The sequence below is a fragment of the Clostridium sp. MCC345 genome (assembly GCF_018785345.1).
Taxonomy (GTDB): Bacteria; Bacillota; Clostridia; order Lachnospirales; family Anaerotignaceae; genus Anaerotignum_A; species Anaerotignum_A faecicola.
This window is the reverse complement of the sequence record NZ_WQPP01000033.1, coordinates 1-15,854: the sequence shown is the minus strand read 5'-3', so window position 1 is coordinate 15,854 and position 15,854 is coordinate 1. Positions and strand designations below refer to the sequence as shown.

Sequence of the window (15,854 nt, the reverse complement as noted above, 5' to 3'; positions counted from 1 at the left end):
CACTTTCACACCTTCGCGGTAGTTTTCCACCACAAAAAACCACTTTGCGCCACTTTTAACCACATTGTAATATAGCCGCCACAAAAAAACAACCCCTTCCGCCCCATTTCTATTGATTTTTTCATTAAAAAAGCGCTTTCCTTCAAGCACTTTCCCCAAGAAAAAAAGAAGTTCTCCTCCACCTCCCACCAAAATACATTTTTTCCCATTCTCCCCTTCCTCCCCTGCATCCACAAAAGAAAGAAAAGCATAAAAAAAGAACCCGAAAAATGGGTTTTCGAGTTCTCCTGCTTGTATTTATTTATTTTTATAATATTCCATCATGGCTTTGAAGCCGGGCAATGCCCCTTCGATGGTCCCCGGCGCAACGCAGTACGCAATCCGCACATAGCCGGGACAGCCGAACCCACTGCCGGGTGTCAGCAAAATCCGATGCTCCTTGATTTTCTCCACAAATTCCAAATCGTTTTCCGTCGGCGTTTTCATAAACAGATAGAACGCCCCCTCCGGCTTCGGCATTTCATAGCCGTATGCCGTCAGCGCGTCATACAGGCGTTTTCTGTTTTTATCATAAAAGCTGATATCCACCGTCTCATCGCAGCATCTGGCGCAAACCAACTGCTGTAAGCCGGAGGCATTGATAAAGCCCGTAATGCGTGTTGCAACTGCAACAGCCGCAACGATATTTTCAAAGTCCTCCACCTCGCTGCGCAGTGCCAGATAGCCAATACGGTCACCCGGCAGGGAAAGGGATTTCGAGAAGGAATACGCCACAATCGTGTTTTTATAATCATTCGGAATCCAAGGCACGCTTGCCCCGTCAAACACCAATTCCCGATACGGCTCATCCGAAATCAGATAAATCGCATGCCCGTATTCCTGCTCCTTTTTTGCCAGAACCGCAGCAATCGCCCGAATCGTCTCCTCATTATACACCACCCCCGTCGGGTTGTTGGGGTTATCAATCAAAACGGCTCTCGTCTTTTCCGTCACGCATTTTTCCAATGCCGCAGGGTCGGGCTGAAAGGTAGGAATATTCGGCGGCACTGTCGTCAGCGTGCAGCCTACGTTGTCCGCATATCTGTCGTATTCCCCGAAATAGGGCGCAAAGGTCAGAATCTCCTGCCCAGGGTCCATCAGCACCTTCAGCAGGCAGTTCAAGCCCCCTGCCGCACCGGTACACATCATGATGTTGTTCGCATCAAAATGCTCCCCAAAGCGGCGGTTCAGGCTTGCGGCAATCTTCTCCCTTGCCTCCGGAAAGCCGTTATTCGGCATATAATGATGCAGATACCAAGGGTCGGTTTCCTGCAAAACGCGGATACTCGTTTCCCGAATACTGTCGGGCGCAGGCAGGTTGGGATTGCCCATCCCGAAGTCATACACATTTTCCGCGCCGTATTTTTCCTTTAATCTTGCACTTTCTGTATACATGCTACTCATGGCAGCGCTTCTCTCCAACAGCTTAGACATCTTTTCGGAAATCATTGGCTGTCACCTTCTTTCCTTTTTTTCTTTTGTATTTTTTCCGCTTACGCCTTGTTTTCCACAAGGAAAGCAATGGCATCCACATAGCCCTTGAGACCTCTGCCCATGATGGTTTTCACGCAAGCCTTCCCCGCATAGGAAATCTGGCGGAAATCCTCTCTTTCCTTCACATCGGAGATATGCACCTCCACTGCAGGCAGGCGAACTGCCTTCAGCGCGTCCAGAATCGCAACGCTCGTATGCGTATACGCCGCAGGGTTAATCACAATTCCCTCTGTGCCGTCAAAATATGCCTGCTGGATGCGGTCTACCAAATCCCCCTCATGGTTGGATTGATAAATTTCGCCCTCCACGCCCTTTTCGGCAAAGGTTTTCTCCAGAAGTGCCTTCAAATCCTCGTAGGTCTCGGCACCGTAAATATTTTTTTCCCGAATCCCAAGCATATTGATATTCGGGCCGTTGATCACTAAAATCTTCATAATCTTACACCTCGGAATAGCAGCCTAAGAAGGACAGGCTTTCTGCCGCCTGCTCAATATCCTTCAGCACCGTCATGGTTTCGGGAGAGAAAACAGAGCCGTCCAAATCGAAATAGAAACGGAACTCGAAATCCTTCCCCGGAATCGGGCGGCTTTCCAGCTTGCACAGGTTGATGCCGCGGCAGGCAAATTTCCCAATCATTTCATGCAGAGAACCGGGTCTGTGATCCAGAGAAAGCATCAGGCTGATGCGGTTGGAGCCTGCATAAATTTCCATGTTCTTTGCAATGCAGATAAATCTGGTATAGTTGTTTTCGTTATTCTGCACGCCATCCTGCAAAACATGCAGTCCATACAGCTTCGCGCAGTCCGTGGAGGAAAGCGCCGCAAGGTCTGTTCTGCCGCTTTCCGCAACATATTTCGCTGCGGTTGCCGTATTTTCAAAAATCGTTACCTTGATGTTGGGGTTCGCCTTCAGGAAATTGCTGCACTGCTGCAATGCCTGTGTATGAGAAACAACCTCCTTCACATCCTCCAGCTTCACGCCGGGCTTTGCCAGAAGCGCATGGCTGATGTGCAGCTTAATGCTCTTTACGATATAGAATTTATGGCGCACCATCAGGTCATATACCTCGGTTACAGAGCCTGCGGAGCTGTTTTCGATGGGCAGCACGCCATATCTGCATAGACCGGATTCCACCGCATTGAATACACTCTCGAAGTTGCTGAAATACATCTTGCTGGGCAATGCAAACAATCTGTCGCATGCTCTTGCCGCATAGGAGCCCTCCACGCCCTGACAGGCAACAACAGCTTTTCTGGGAAATTCCATGTGAGGATCTGCAATGTTTTTCAGAATTTCTTCGGAAAGTGCTGTTTCCTTTGTCAGAAGCCCTGCCTGATAGCTCTTGCTGATATCGAAAATTGTCTGATACAGCTTATTGATATAAATTTCAAATTCCTCGCCGCCACGCTCCATTACCTTTTCCAGAACCGCCTGCTCTCTGCGTAAATCCAGAACGGGCAGATTCTTTTCCGCCTTTGCGCTGGCAACATCCGCAGAAGCCTTCATGCGCTCCACGAATAAATCCACAATCTGGTCATCAATCGCATTGATGCGTTCTCTCACTGCATTCAAATCCATTGTATTTTCCCACCTTTCTCACTGCTCCATCCTGCAAATCAGATCCAGAAGCGCAACCGCCGCTGCCGCCTCCACGCAAGGCACCGCACGCGGCACAATACAGGGATCATGTCTGCCTACAATGGCAAGTGTATCGTTTTCTCCTTTGCTGATACTGATGGTATCCTGCGTCTGCCCAATCGAGGGGGTCGGCTTAAATGCCGCCCGCAGCACAAGGGGCATGCCGCTCGAAATGCCGCCCAGAGAGCCGCCGTGATGGTTCGTTGTTGTCCGAACCGTACCATCCGCCTGATATGTGAAATTGTCATTATTTTCTGAACCAAACAGCGCCGCTACACCAAAGCCCTCGCCAAATTCCACGCCCTTTACGGCAGGAATGGCATAAATCGCCGCCGCCAGTCTGCTTTCCAGTCCGTCAAACATAGGCTCGCCCACGCCGACAGGCAGACCTACCACCGCACATTCAATCACACCGCCGACAGAATCGGCGTTTTCCTTTGCCGCCGCAATCGTCGCCTGCATTTCCTCCCCTGCCGCGTCATTCTGCACAGGGAAGACCTTTTCCGTGACAGCCTTCAAGGTATCTGCATCCACAGCCACCGCATCAAAGGGGGTATCCTGCACGCCCTTGATAGAAAGAATATGCGCGCCGATATGGATGCCCCTTCTTTCCAAAATCTGCATGCAGACTGCGCCCGCAAAGCAAAGCGGTGCGGTCAGCCTGCCGGAAAAATGACCGCCGCCGCGATGGTCATTCGCTCCCTTATATTTCACCCACGCCGTAAAATCCGCATGCCCCGGTCTGGGCAAATCCTTCAATTTATCATAATCCTTCGAGCGTGTATTTGTGTTTTCAATCACGGCACAAATCGGTGCGCCGCAGGTTTTCCCTTCAAATAAGCCCGATACCACACGGGGCAGGTCTGCCTCCTTACGGGGTGTGGAATAGGCATTTCTGCCGGGGGCGCGGCGTTCCATGAATTTCCGCACCGCCTCTAAATCAATTTCCTCCCCCACAGGCAAGCCGTCAATCACCACACCGATTGCCTCGGAATGAGACTGCCCGAAAATCATAATTTTTACTTTTTCTCCAAAACTAGAGGACATTTGTCACACCTCCCAGCTTCGCCAGCTCTATAAAGAAGGACGGATAAGATTTATTGACCGCCTCTGCACCCAGAATCGTCAGCTCTACGCCAAGGCTCACCGCCGCAATCGCCATTGCCATCACGATACGGTGGTCATTATGGGAATCTATCACGATTTCCCCCTCAGGTGGATTACAGCCGCCTGTAATGATAATGCTGTCGGGCTTTTCCTCCACCTCCACGCCGATTTTCTGCATACATTCCACCATCACAGCCAATCGGTCGCTTTCCTTCATCCGCAGTCTGCCTGCGTTGTAAATTTCGGTTTTGCCCTCTGCCGCAGCCGCCGCTACGCAAAGAATCGGCACCAAATCGGGAATTTGGGACGCATCAATACGGATGCCCTTCATTTCCTTATGGGTTGCCGTAATCTGGTTCAGCACAACCTTCGTTTCCGCGCCAAATTCCTCCAACAGAGCGGCAATCGCCCGATCCCCTTGGGGAGATTCCATATCCAGCCCCTGACAGCCGATGCTGCCGCCAATCGCGCCTGCAACGAGCCAGAACGCCGCATTGCTCCAATCCCCCTCTGCATAGCGCATCCGCGGGCCATGGTATTTCTGCCCGCCGGGGATGCTCCAGCCGTTTTCGGTTTCCGTTACCGTAATCCCGAAGGTCTTCAGCGTTTTCAGCGTCATATCAATATAGCCCTTAGATTCGATTTTTGTTGTCAGGCGAATTTCGCTTTCGCCCTCCAATAACGGCAGCGCAAACAGCAGCCCTGTGATAAACTGGGAGCTGACATTCCCCGGCAGGGTATATACGCCGGCGGTCAGCTTGCCTTCCAATGTAACAGGAAGGTGGTCGCCGTCTGCCTTGCAGCCATGCCTTGCCATCTCATCCAGCAAAACGCCAATCGGGCGTTCGGGGAGTCTCCCCTTGCCTTCGAAGCGGCAATGCTTTCCCAATGCGCCCGCAATCGGGAGCAGAAAACGGAGGGTGGAACCGCTTTCGCCGCAGTCGAGGGTACAAAGCTGTCCATCTGCCTGTCCAATGCCCTGTCCATTTGCCTGTCCAATCCTGTCCACTGGACAGGGGAGCGGACACCCAATCGGCATCACATAAATGCCCGAGGGTTCGCGCTCAATTTCCGCACCAAGGCTTTGCAGACAGCGCGCCGTCGCTTCCATATCCTCAGACCAGCCATCCACGAACAGCACGCTTTCCTCCTCTGCCAATGCCGCCGCAATCAGCGAGCGGTGCCCATCGGATTTCGAGGAAATGATACGCACCTGCCCCTGTTTTAATGGAGTTTTCTCAATTTTTATATTCATATCATACCGCCTTTACGCCAATGCCGTTCTGACTAAATCCAACACTTCCTCCGTCGGGATTTTCACGATTTCGCAATGCCCGATTTTCGTCGGGAGGACAAAGCTGATTTCGCCGCCTCTGCGTTTTTTATCCTTTAATACACCTGCCGCAATTTCCTCCGCCGTATAGGAAGTGGAAGTAGGAAGGTTGTTGTGCAGAAGTGCCTGTCGGATGGTTTCCGCAAGCCCTTTTTCCGCAAGACCGCGCCGCTCCGCTGCCTTCGCAATCAGATGCATCCCGATGGCTACGGCATGCCCATGCGAAAGGGTGAAATTGCTGTTCTTTTCAATGGAATGTCCCAAGGTATGCCCCAGATTGAGCAGCTGCCGCAGACCTGTATCAAATTCATCCTCATTGACGATATCCCGTTTCATTTTTACGCAGGTTTCAATGATTTCCTCCAGCTTTTCCCTAAAATCACCCGATGCCGTTTCCGCAAACAGCTTCGCATCCCCGATTACGCCGTATTTCAGCGTTTCGGCAATGCCGTCCGCGAAAATTTCTTCGGGCAGGGTATCTAAGGTATCCACATCGCAGAGCACCATCTGCGGCTGATAAAACGCGCCTGCCATATTTTTGCCTGCCCTGAGGTCAATGGCTGTTTTGCCGCCGACAGAGGAATCCACCGCCGCCAGAAATGTGGTCGGCACCTGCACAAAGCGAATTCCTCTCTGATAAACCGCCGCCGCGAAGCCTGCCATATCACCTGCAACACCGCCGCCCAGCGCAATAATGATATCCTGTCGGGTGATTTCCTGCTCTGCCAGAAATTCCAGCATATCGCTCAATGTGCCGATATGCTTGGAGCCCTCCCCGGCAGGGTAGGAAAAGCGGCAGGTGGTGAACCCTGCCGCCGCTAAGGATTGCTCCGCCTGCTCCGCATAAAGCTTTTCTACTGTTGTATCTGTGATAACTGCCGCCTTGCAGGGGCGGATGCGTTTGGCAACCTCCGTCCCAAGCTGTGCAAGCAGTCCCCGTCCAATCAGAACCGCATATTCCGTAGACGCACTGACAATCACTTTTCTCATACTATTTTCACAACCTTAATCAAAGTCCTTGATTTCATCAATGGCGATACATTTTTCTCTGCCCTCTCTGAGCAGCTCACGCAGGGTATCCGCATCCTTCGCCTTAATCGCGGTGCTGTATGCCTGCATGCGTGCAATCAGGCTGTCAATCTCATTGGCAAGGTTATCGCCGTTATCCAGAAACAGCTCCGTCCACATATTTTCATTCAAGCGCGCCACACGGGTCATGTCCTGAAAGCTGCCGCCGGAAAAGTCCTTGAAATTATCGGACAATGCACCCTTGACATACGCACTGGAAACCACATGTGCCAGCTGAGAGGTATATGCAATCATTGCATCATGCTCCTCTGTCGTGGTAAATTTCAATCTTGCGAAGCCCAGCTTTTTGAAAAACATGCTCAGTGCATTCATCAGGCCGAGGTCTGTTCCCTTATACGGTGTTACAACCAGCGTTGCGCCGTTGAACATATCTGCTGTGGAATAGGTAAAGCCGGAGCGTTCCACGCCTGCCATAGGGTGCGCCCCCACGAAGGTAAAGCCGTTTTCTTCCGCTACCGCCTGCACCTGCTCGCAGACCACTCTTTTTACACCGGCACAATCGACCACAACCGCGCCCTTTTTGAAATCCTTTGCGTGCTTTTGGATATATTCCACAGTCAAATGAGGATATAACCCCAGCAGAACCAAATCACAATCCTTGGGGTTGCCGTCCTCCATAAAACCATGCACCGCCTCCATCAGCAATGCACTGTAGCGAATGGTTTCGGAGACATCCCATCCAAGCACCGTATGCTCTGTTTTTTTCTTTACTGCCTTTGCCATAGAGCCGCCAATCAGCCCAAGACCAACTACGCCAACCTTCATATCATTCACCCTCTTTTCCTACCGCTTGATTAGTAATCGTATTTGCAGGCGAAGGGTCTCAGCTGGAATACCTGCTTTGCAACATCATCGAACTGATCGGGTGTCAGGGACTGAGGGCCGTCGCACAGTGCCTTTGCAGGGTTATTGTGCACCTCAATCATCAAGCCGTCCGCGCCCGCTACGGTTGCTGCCATTGCCATGGGCTTTACAAGATGTGCATAGCCCATTGCATGGCTGGGGTCAACCACGATAGGCAAATGGGTCAGCTTTTTCAAAACAGGAACGGCACTCAGATCCAGTGTGTTTCTTGTTCTGGTTTCAAAGGTACGAATCCCTCTTTCGCAAAGGATTACGTTTTCGTTGCCGCTTGCCATGATGTATTCTGCGCTCATCAGAAGCTCATCAATCGTATTTGCAAGACCTCTTTTCAGCAGAATAGGCTTGGACATCTTGCCGACCTCCTTCAGCAGCTCGAAGTTCTGCATATTTCTTGCGCCAACCTGCACAAGATCAACGGATTCTTCAAACATGGGGATGTGTACCGCATTCATGATTTCGGAAACGATGGGCAGACCTGTCAGCTGCTTTGCTTCTACCAGCAGCTTCAGACCATCGCCCTTCAGACCCTGGAATGCGTAGGGGGAGGTTCTGGGCTTGAATGCGCCGCCACGCAGCAGACCTGCGCCTGCCGCTTTGACTCTTTCTGCGATTTCACAAACCTGCGCTTCGCTTTCAACGGAACAGGGACCTGCGATAATCTGGAAATTGCCGCCGCCGATTTTTACGCCTGCAATATCAACTACCTGATCTGCATTATGGAATTTACGGTTTGCATTTTTGAAGGGCTCCTGAATACGCTGCACATTTTCAACGATATCCAACGCTCTGACCAGATCCATATCTACCACAGAGGTATCGCCAACCAGACCAACGATGGTATGATTCACACCACGGGAAATATGGGTGCTGATGCCCATGCTGCTAAGCCATACCTTCAGGTTTTCAATCTGTTCTTCCTTTGTGTCGGGTTTCAATACTACTACCATAATTTTCTCCTCCTTAAAAAATCCTTTTGTCTTGTTTTCTTTTGTTCCTGCTTCACAAGCTTTTTTGTGCTGCACGCTTTTCTCATATAAAAGAAAAAGCTTCGCAGCGAATTTCACTGCGAAGCTCCTATGCTTTCAATAAGAAAAAACCATCAAAACAAACCGTCTTTCCTTAACAGTAAAATTCACTTTGAATCTCTGAAAACACGGTAAAAGTAAAAGTATGCAGTTGCAAAAATCTGATTCTGTTTCATGATTTGCATCCTCTTTCTTTTTTTGCTTGGTGATTTAGTTTTAATCATACTAGCACATCGGTTAACGAAAGTAAACCCATTTCGGCAAAAAAATCAATTCTGTGAAAAAAGGCGAAAGGTTTTTGGAAAATGCGGAAATTTTCGTGTATTTCTTTCAATACAATAGTGGGTTGTAGTACATGGGAAACAGATAATATGAAAAAAGACCCTTGATTCCTCAAGGGTCTTACAAGCTGCTAACGGGATTCGAACCCGTGACCTCCGCCTTACCAAGGCGACGCTCTACCTACTGAGCCATAGCAGCAAAGGTTGATAAAAACTATCAGCCTGTCTATAGTATCATATTCCCTCCGCCTCGTCAAGATTTTTTTCTTCCAAAAAATGCTCTAATTTTTTCTTGACGCGCTGAAGGGCGTTATCAATGGATTTTTCGGGCTTATCCAGAACGCGGGCAATTTCAAAATAGCTTCTGCCCTGCAGATAAAGCACAAGCACTCTGGTTTCAAAGCTGCTGAGCTTTTTCATCATCTGGTGCTCAAGAAAGCTTTTATTTTCCTGCCCAATCAGGAGAACCTCCGGATTGAGCAAGGCACCACTCTGCAAAAGATCCATATAGGTCTGCTCGGATTCCTCCTCATAAACGGGCTTATTCAGAGAAACATAGGAATTGAGCGGCTGATGCTTCTGTCTGGTCGCTGCCTTAATCGCGGTAATCATCTGGCGATTCACGCAAAGCTCCGCAAAGCTGTGGAAGGATGCATTCTTTTCCTCATTATAATCACGCACTGCCTTATACAGCCCAATCATGCCCTCCTGAATGATATCCTCGTTATCCGCACCAATCAGGAAATAGGCTCTCGACTTTGCGCGCACCAAAAATTTATATTTATCCAACAAAAATTCCTGTGCCTCCTCATCGCCGCTCTGCGCCAGCAGTACCAGCTCCTCATCCCTTGTTGTCGCATATTTCTGTTCTCTTGTCATTTCTGCCATAAAAATTCTCCGTTGTTGTTTATTTTTTTCGACGCAATTCCTCAAACCATGCCAAGGCTTCCTCATCCAGATGGTCCGCCAGAATATTATTTTTCGGCGGTCTGTTCCGGATAAAGCGTTCACGCAGCTCCGTTTCGGCGGCAGTAACCTCGTTCCATAGCTCTCTCGCCGTCATACGAATCGCCCCCTGCCCATAAATAATCAGCTGCTCCAGACCGTCCCCCGTTGCCACGCGCACCTTATAATGCTTCGGCATGGAGGTTACGACACGCTCGATATAATGGTCGGCGGTTTCCGCTTCCTTGGTATAGACTACGAAAATATTGTTATATTCATAGACGGTACCGATATTCCCCTTGACCAGATAGCCATCGAACACCAGAATGACCGTTGCCTGCTTGGTGCCTTTATAATTCGAGAGGATATCCATCAGCCGCTGGCGGGCGCTTTCCAGACTGACATCCTCCACCAGCTCTCTCAATTCGCTCCAGGCGTGGATAATATTATAGCCATCCACAAGCAAAAATTCCTTTGCCAACAGATTCCCCTCCTTTCTCTCCGGGGGACGCTGTCCCCCGAACCCCCAGCCAAGGGAGTCACTCCCTTGGAACCCGATACCGCAGCACCAATACTTGGTGCTGCAAAATCAAGGCAAGCATACAATCCTCACAAGGGATATGGAACAACGTCATTAAATCATTATTTGCTGTAATTTCTCTGACGCACAACCTCATACATCAGCAGTGCTGCCGCAACAGAGGCATTTAAAGAAGAAATTTTTCCATACATCGGGATAGATGCGGTGAAATCGCAGTTTTCCTTCACCAATCTGCTGACACCCTCACCCTCACTGCCAATCACCAAACCGATAGGGCCTTTCAGATTGGTATCGAAATGGTCATTTTCGCCCATATCCGCACAGGCAAACCAAAGCCCCTCCTTCTTGAGCTGCTCCATGGTTTTCACGAGATTCGTCACCTTTGCCACAGGCATATATTCTATCGCGCCTGCGGAGGTTTTTCCGACTGTTGCATTCAGCCCGACGGAGCGACGCTTCGGGATAATCACGCCATGCGCGCCGGCACATTCCGCCGTTCTGAGAATCGCGCCCAGATTATGCGGATCCGTGATACCATCCAGAAGGATGATAAAGGGGTCTTCTCCCTTTGCTCTTGCCGCCGCAAGAATATCCTCCACCTCTACATAATCATGCGCGGAAACCAGCGCGATCACGCCCTGATGGTTCTTTGTCTGGGAAAGCTCGTCCAGCTTCTGGCGGCTTACCTCCTGAATGACAACGCCTTTTTCTGCCGCCTGTGCAACAATCCGCTTAATCGTGCCCTCCACGTTGCCCTTCTGCACCATAATCTTTTCGATATCTCTGCCGCTGCGCAGCACCTCCAGCACGGCATTTCTGCCCTCCAGCTGATTTTCGTTCCATTCTCTTTCCCGTCTGTTTTCTCTTTCCAAAAACATCCCTCCTCGCCTATATTTTACGGTTTCATTCATACAGCATAAAGCCGAGGGGACTTTCAGAGGCATTCCGCCCCTCCCTTCGGCTTTGTTTTTCAGTTACTTTTCCAATTTTTCTGCCATTCCCAGCTTAAACAGCTCTACAACTCTCTCTTTTTCTCCCTTGAGATAAAGGTAGCCGAACAGTGCTTCCAAGCCTGTCGCATGGCGATAATCCATCAAATCGGCATTTTTCGGCACAGTGAAGGATTTTGCATTGCGTCCTCTGCGGAACACATCCGCCTCCTCCTCTGTCAGGATATCCTGAATCCGATAATACATTTCTGCCTGCGCCTTTGCATTGACAATGGCTCTTGCTTTTTTATGCAGCTTATTCACAGGGGCATTGCCGTCCGTCAAAACGGTCAGCCGCACCAGAACCTCAAATACCGCATCCCCGATATGCGCAAGTGCAAGGGAATTATATTCTCTTGGGTTCAGTATGCTCCGTCCGCCTAAAACCACATCCAGTTCTTCTAAATTCATAGCTTAGCCTCTGAACCACTGTACGCCCTGACGGGTATCCTTAATGGTAATGCCCATCGCTGCCAGCTCATCTCTGATGGCATCCGCCTTTGCGAAATCCTTTGCCTTCTTTGCTTCGGTTCTTTCGGAAATCAGTGCTTCAATCTTTGCAACATCCTCATCAGATACTTCTTCCTCTGCCACTTCGGCAATGCCCAGAACACCGCACAGGTGATCCAGCATATCCTGAATTTTTTCTGCAAATTCCTTGGATGCGCCTGCCTTGATTTCTGTATTGGAGAAACGCACCAGCTCATAGATTGCAGAAACGGCATCCGCTGTATTGAAGTCATCATCCATCGCTGCTTCAAACTGCTCCTTGTAGCCGTTCAGCTCTGCCTCTTTTGCAGCTTCCTCCGCTGTCATTTTAGTATCTGCTACATTCTTGATATAGAAATTCAGTTCTTTTCTTGCATTTTTAATTCTTTCCAGACCGTTCTGGCAAGCCTTCATCAGTTCATCGCTGAAGTTGATGGGGCTTCTGTAGTGACCGTTCAGAATGAAGAAACGGATAACCTCATAAGGGAAATGCTTTGCAATATCTCTTACGGTGAAGAAGTTGCCCAGAGATTTGGACATTTTTTCATTATCAACGGTAATAAAGCCATTGTGCAGCCAATATCTTGCAAAGGTACAGCCGTTTGCTGCTTCGGACTGTGCGATTTCGTTTTCATGGTGAGGGAAAATCAAATCCTCGCCGCCTGCATGGATATCAAAGGTATCCCCCAGATGATGCTTGGACATAACGGAGCATTCGATATGCCAACCGGGTCTGCCTTCGCCCCAAGGGGATGTCCAGCTGGGTTCGCCCTCTTTTTTGGGCTTCCACAGAACGAAGTCTGTCGGATTTTTCTTTGCATCATCAATCGTAACACGCTCAGATGCGCCCGCAATCAGCTCATCCAGATTTTTTCTGGAAAGCTTGCCATATTCAGGGAATTTCTTTGTATCATAATAAACAGTGCCATGGTCCTCATACGCAAAGCCCTTATCAATCAGGGTCTGCACCATTGCGATAATACCGTCCATTTCCTCTGTTACGCGAGGGTGTACGGTTGCTCTTTTTACATTCAGACCATCTGCATCGCGGAATGCTTCTTCAATGTATTTATTAGAGATTTCCGCCATGGTTTTGCCTTCCTTATTGGCTCTGTTGATGATTTTGTCATCAACGTCCGTGAAGTTCTGCACATAGGTAACCTCGTAGCCCTTATATTCCAGATAGCGTCTTACCGTATCAAAAACAACGTAGGGTCTTGCGTTGCCGATATGGATATAATCGTACACGGTAGGGCCGCAAACGTACATTTTTACCTTGCCTTCCTCCATGGGTACGAATTCTTCCTTCTGTCTTGTCATGGTATTATATAATTTCATGGGAATTCACCTTTCCTTCTTCCTAATCTATCAAAATAGTATAACACAAAAATCCGATTTTTGCCGTATTTTTCTTTTCTTTTTCCGGAAAAACATATCTTTTCTGCGAATCAGATTGCTCTTCTCTTTATATGCCCTGTCAGCTGTTCGGGGGCAACCGGCGGAATCCGCACGCCGTCCTTGCGCACAATCATAACAGGAGAGCCGACAGCGGTTACATTGGGAGGCAAATCCTGCGTTACCACAGAGCCTGCACCAATTTTTGTATTCGCGCCGATGGTAACAGGACCAAGCACAATCGTGCCTGCGCCAATCATAACATTATCCTCAACGGTCGGGTGACGTTTATTTTTCTGCTTACCGGTACCGCCCAGCGTTACCCCGTGGTACAGCATAACATTATCCCCGATTTCTGCGGTTTCCCCGATAACAATGCCTGCGCCGTGGTCAATAAAGAAGCGCTTGCCGATGGTTGCGCCGGGGTGAATCTCAATCCCTGTCAGAAAACGAGACAGCTGTGACACAAAGCGTGCAGGCACCAGCAGACCCTTTTTATACAGGCTGTGCGCAATGCGATGGTTTACCACTGCCCAGAAGCTGGGGTAAAGCAATACCTCAATCGCACTTTTAAACGCAGGGTCTTTTTCTTTTATCACTGCAACAGATTCTTTCCAAAATTCCTTCAACATATCAAAATTCCTCCTAAAACGATATCCATAGTGTGCTTTTATCAGAACGCCCTGCTGCTTACACAGAGGGCTTGCTACACACTTCCGTCCGTCTCGGTCCTTCGATAAATTGCATGCACAGGCAGCCAATCAGCCCCCGATTTCCGCTTTTTTCCTTCCAAGAAGCCATCTGGCTCACCTCCCTTTTGGAATGACATATTTGTCCTTCTGCTCGTTTTTTTGTAATAAAAAACGCCTTTGCAAAAATATGCAAAGACGAAAAATATCGCGGTTCCACTTTACTTAGACGGCATCTAAAAATACCATCTCACCTCAATGACTGTAACGGTGTCAACGGATACAGGCTACTCTCAGTTCGCCCGCTCAGTTCAGGAACGCACTTCATCCTCCCCCAGTCTGTAAACGGCTTACACCCAATGTATTTTAAGGTAGTGACAATCAAATTTATGCCAAAGCATAAACTCAAATCTCACCGCCTTTCACCAAGGCCGTTATTCTCTGTCAGGTGGATTGGAAAATCACCATTTCCCAAGAGGATTACTCTTTTCCATCATCACTTTTTCTTGTTTTGATATTCTTATTTTTCCTCCAGCAGACAAACTGCCGAAGCTGCGATGCCCAAGCCTGCACCGGTAAACCCAAGCCCCTCCTCTGTTGTTGCTTTGACGTTAATCTGCTTCAAATCAATCCGAAGGGTTTCTGCAATATTTTTCCGCATTTGTTCGATATGCGGTGCCATTTTGGGTCTTTGTGCAATAATTGTCGCATCGATATTTATTATACAATATCCTTCTGCCAAAATCAACCCCAAAACGTGGGATAATAATTTTCTGCTGTCCGCCCCTTTATATTGCGGATCTGTATCGGGAAAATGCTTCCCGATATCGCCCAAGGCAGCCGCCCCCAGAAGCGCATCCGCAATGGCATGCAGCAGTACATCCGCATCGGAATGTCCCAATAAGCCCTTTTCATAGGGGATTTTCACGCCGCCAATGATACAATCTCTGCCTTCTGCTAATTTATGCACATCATAACCGGAGCCGATTCTCATGCTTTTCTCCTTTCAATATATGCCGGAGGGAGAATAAATTCTCCCTACGATTCAATGTCCCTTGTGTTTTTTCAGACGCTTTGCCTGCCGCAAGTCGAACTGTGTTTTTATCTTTGTTTTCCAATATAATCCGATTTTCTCCTTCTGTCAACCACATATTGCCTCAGATTTTTTTCATACCGGCTTAAGCGCATAAAAAAAGAGAGCCTTTTCAGACTCTCGAAGCTAGGGTAGCAGGATTCGAACCTGCGAATGACGGAATCAGAATCCGTTGCCTTACCACTTGGCGATACCCCAGTATAGTAGCGGAGAAGGGATTTGAACCCCTGACACTGCGGGTATGAACCGCATGCTCTAGCCAACTGAGCTACTCCGCCATAAGAAAGTGGAAGTTACAGGGCTCGAACCTGTGACCCTCTGCTTGTAAGGCAGATGCTCTCCCAGCTGAGCTAAACTTCCACAAAACGACTCAGAAGGGGCTCGAACCCTCGACCTCCGGCGTGACAGGCCGGCGCTCTAACCAACTGAGCTACTGAGCCATATGCAATTAAGAATAAGTGGGTCTTCAGGGACTTGAACCCGGGACCGTCCGGTTATGAGCCGGATGCTCTAACCAACTGAGCTAAAGACCCAAAGAAACCACTAATAAAAAAAGTAAGCCGATGATCGGACTCGAACCGATAACCTGCTGATTACAAGTCAGCTGCTCTGCCAATTGAGCCACATCGGCTTATTGAATTCCGGCGACCATCTACTCTCCCAGGCAGCTGCCCACCAAGTACCATCGACCGCCTAGGTCTTAACCGTCGTGTTCGGAACGGGAACGGGTGTGTCCCCTAGGCGCATCGTCACCGGAAATATCATGATCCGTGCGGGATTCGAACCCGCGTTACCGCCGTGAAAGGGCGGTGTCTTAACCCCTTGACCAACGGACCATAGAAA

General features: G+C 49.2%; 16 protein-coding genes, 8 tRNA genes and 1 rRNA gene. All 25 read right to left on the bottom strand.

Features of this window, described 5'->3' with window-relative positions; translation table 11 throughout:
* Nucleotides 1-5 precede the first annotated feature (5 nt).
* Complete coding sequence (locus tag GPK49_RS07940; protein ID WP_215677307.1) at nucleotides 6-209, bottom strand: hypothetical protein; 204 nt, start codon at nucleotides 207-209, stop codon at nucleotides 6-8.
* A gap of 88 nt (nucleotides 210-297) precedes the next feature.
* On the bottom strand, nucleotides 298-1,488 hold the full coding sequence (locus tag GPK49_RS07935; protein WP_215677305.1) for a pyridoxal phosphate-dependent aminotransferase: 1,191 nt from the start codon (nucleotides 1,486-1,488) through the stop codon (nucleotides 298-300).
* 44 nt (nucleotides 1,489-1,532) lie between these two features.
* Nucleotides 1,533-1,967: a type II 3-dehydroquinate dehydratase gene (gene aroQ / locus GPK49_RS07930; protein ID WP_016408198.1), complete on the bottom strand. Its 435-nt coding sequence runs from the start codon at nucleotides 1,965-1,967 to the stop codon at nucleotides 1,533-1,535.
* Nucleotides 1,968-1,971: 4 nt separating this feature from the next.
* Complete coding sequence (locus GPK49_RS07925) at nucleotides 1,972-3,111, bottom strand: bifunctional chorismate mutase/prephenate dehydratase (protein ID WP_016408199.1); 1,140 nt, start codon at nucleotides 3,109-3,111, stop codon at nucleotides 1,972-1,974.
* Between the two features lie 18 nt (nucleotides 3,112-3,129).
* Nucleotides 3,130-4,218: a chorismate synthase gene (aroC, locus tag GPK49_RS07920; RefSeq protein WP_118582898.1), complete on the bottom strand. Its 1,089-nt coding sequence runs from the start codon at nucleotides 4,216-4,218 to the stop codon at nucleotides 3,130-3,132.
* Nucleotides 4,208-5,533: a 3-phosphoshikimate 1-carboxyvinyltransferase gene (gene aroA / locus GPK49_RS07915; RefSeq protein WP_215677303.1), complete on the bottom strand. Its 1,326-nt coding sequence runs from the start codon at nucleotides 5,531-5,533 to the stop codon at nucleotides 4,208-4,210. Before aroA ends, aroC begins: the two co-directional genes overlap by 11 nt.
* Before the next feature lie 12 nt (nucleotides 5,534-5,545).
* Nucleotides 5,546-6,601: a 3-dehydroquinate synthase gene (gene aroB / locus GPK49_RS07910; protein ID WP_215677301.1), complete on the bottom strand. Its 1,056-nt coding sequence runs from the start codon at nucleotides 6,599-6,601 to the stop codon at nucleotides 5,546-5,548.
* 15 nt (nucleotides 6,602-6,616) lie between these two features.
* Nucleotides 6,617-7,465, bottom strand: coding sequence for a prephenate dehydrogenase (locus GPK49_RS07905; protein WP_215677299.1), 849 nt, complete (start codon nucleotides 7,463-7,465; stop codon nucleotides 6,617-6,619).
* Nucleotides 7,466-7,494: 29 nt separating this feature from the next.
* The gene (aroF, locus tag GPK49_RS07900) at nucleotides 7,495-8,511 is read right to left on the bottom strand and encodes a 3-deoxy-7-phosphoheptulonate synthase (RefSeq protein ID WP_118582940.1); all 1,017 of its coding nucleotides are present in this window, start codon (nucleotides 8,509-8,511) and stop codon (nucleotides 7,495-7,497) included.
* 485 nt (nucleotides 8,512-8,996) lie between these two features.
* Nucleotides 8,997-9,069 (bottom strand) — tRNA-Thr (locus GPK49_RS07895).
* Nucleotides 9,070-9,104: 35 nt separating this feature from the next.
* Nucleotides 9,105-9,758, bottom strand: a complete 654-nt coding sequence (sigH, locus tag GPK49_RS07890; RefSeq protein WP_016406586.1) for an RNA polymerase sporulation sigma factor SigH — start codon at nucleotides 9,756-9,758, stop codon at nucleotides 9,105-9,107.
* 19 nt (nucleotides 9,759-9,777) lie between these two features.
* Nucleotides 9,778-10,296, bottom strand: a complete 519-nt coding sequence (locus GPK49_RS07885; protein ID WP_016406585.1) for an NYN domain-containing protein — start codon at nucleotides 10,294-10,296, stop codon at nucleotides 9,778-9,780.
* A 161-nt stretch (nucleotides 10,297-10,457) separates the two neighbouring features.
* Nucleotides 10,458-11,234: a 23S rRNA (guanosine(2251)-2'-O)-methyltransferase RlmB gene (gene rlmB / locus GPK49_RS07880; protein ID WP_215677297.1), complete on the bottom strand. Its 777-nt coding sequence runs from the start codon at nucleotides 11,232-11,234 to the stop codon at nucleotides 10,458-10,460.
* A 96-nt stretch (nucleotides 11,235-11,330) separates the two neighbouring features.
* Nucleotides 11,331-11,756: a Mini-ribonuclease 3 gene (locus GPK49_RS07875; RefSeq protein WP_016406583.1), complete on the bottom strand. Its 426-nt coding sequence runs from the start codon at nucleotides 11,754-11,756 to the stop codon at nucleotides 11,331-11,333.
* Between the two features lie 3 nt (nucleotides 11,757-11,759).
* The gene (gene cysS / locus GPK49_RS07870) at nucleotides 11,760-13,172 is read right to left on the bottom strand and encodes a cysteine--tRNA ligase (protein ID WP_215677294.1); all 1,413 of its coding nucleotides are present in this window, start codon (nucleotides 13,170-13,172) and stop codon (nucleotides 11,760-11,762) included.
* Nucleotides 13,173-13,282: 110 nt separating this feature from the next.
* Nucleotides 13,283-13,861 (bottom strand): serine O-acetyltransferase EpsC, encoded by a 579-nt coding sequence (epsC, locus tag GPK49_RS07865; RefSeq protein WP_016406581.1) that lies wholly within the window; start codon nucleotides 13,859-13,861, stop codon nucleotides 13,283-13,285.
* A 577-nt stretch (nucleotides 13,862-14,438) separates the two neighbouring features.
* On the bottom strand, nucleotides 14,439-14,912 hold the full coding sequence (gene ispF / locus GPK49_RS07860; protein ID WP_215677292.1) for a 2-C-methyl-D-erythritol 2,4-cyclodiphosphate synthase: 474 nt from the start codon (nucleotides 14,910-14,912) through the stop codon (nucleotides 14,439-14,441).
* Between the two features lie 225 nt (nucleotides 14,913-15,137).
* A tRNA-Gln gene (locus GPK49_RS07855) sits at nucleotides 15,138-15,209 on the bottom strand.
* A 6-nt stretch (nucleotides 15,210-15,215) separates the two neighbouring features.
* Nucleotides 15,216-15,289 (bottom strand) — tRNA-Met (locus tag GPK49_RS07850).
* 9 nt (nucleotides 15,290-15,298) lie between these two features.
* Nucleotides 15,299-15,371 (bottom strand) — tRNA-Val (locus tag GPK49_RS07845).
* Nucleotides 15,372-15,377: 6 nt separating this feature from the next.
* A tRNA-Asp gene (locus GPK49_RS07840) sits at nucleotides 15,378-15,451 on the bottom strand.
* Between the two features lie 19 nt (nucleotides 15,452-15,470).
* Nucleotides 15,471-15,544 (bottom strand) — tRNA-Ile (locus GPK49_RS07835).
* A 25-nt stretch (nucleotides 15,545-15,569) separates the two neighbouring features.
* Nucleotides 15,570-15,642: transfer RNA gene (locus GPK49_RS07830), tRNA-Thr, on the bottom strand.
* An 8-nt stretch (nucleotides 15,643-15,650) separates the two neighbouring features.
* Nucleotides 15,651-15,768: ribosomal RNA gene (rrf, locus tag GPK49_RS07825) — 5S ribosomal RNA — on the bottom strand.
* A gap of 7 nt (nucleotides 15,769-15,775) precedes the next feature.
* A tRNA-Glu gene (locus tag GPK49_RS07820) sits at nucleotides 15,776-15,847 on the bottom strand.
* Nucleotides 15,848-15,854: the final 7 nt, after the last annotated feature.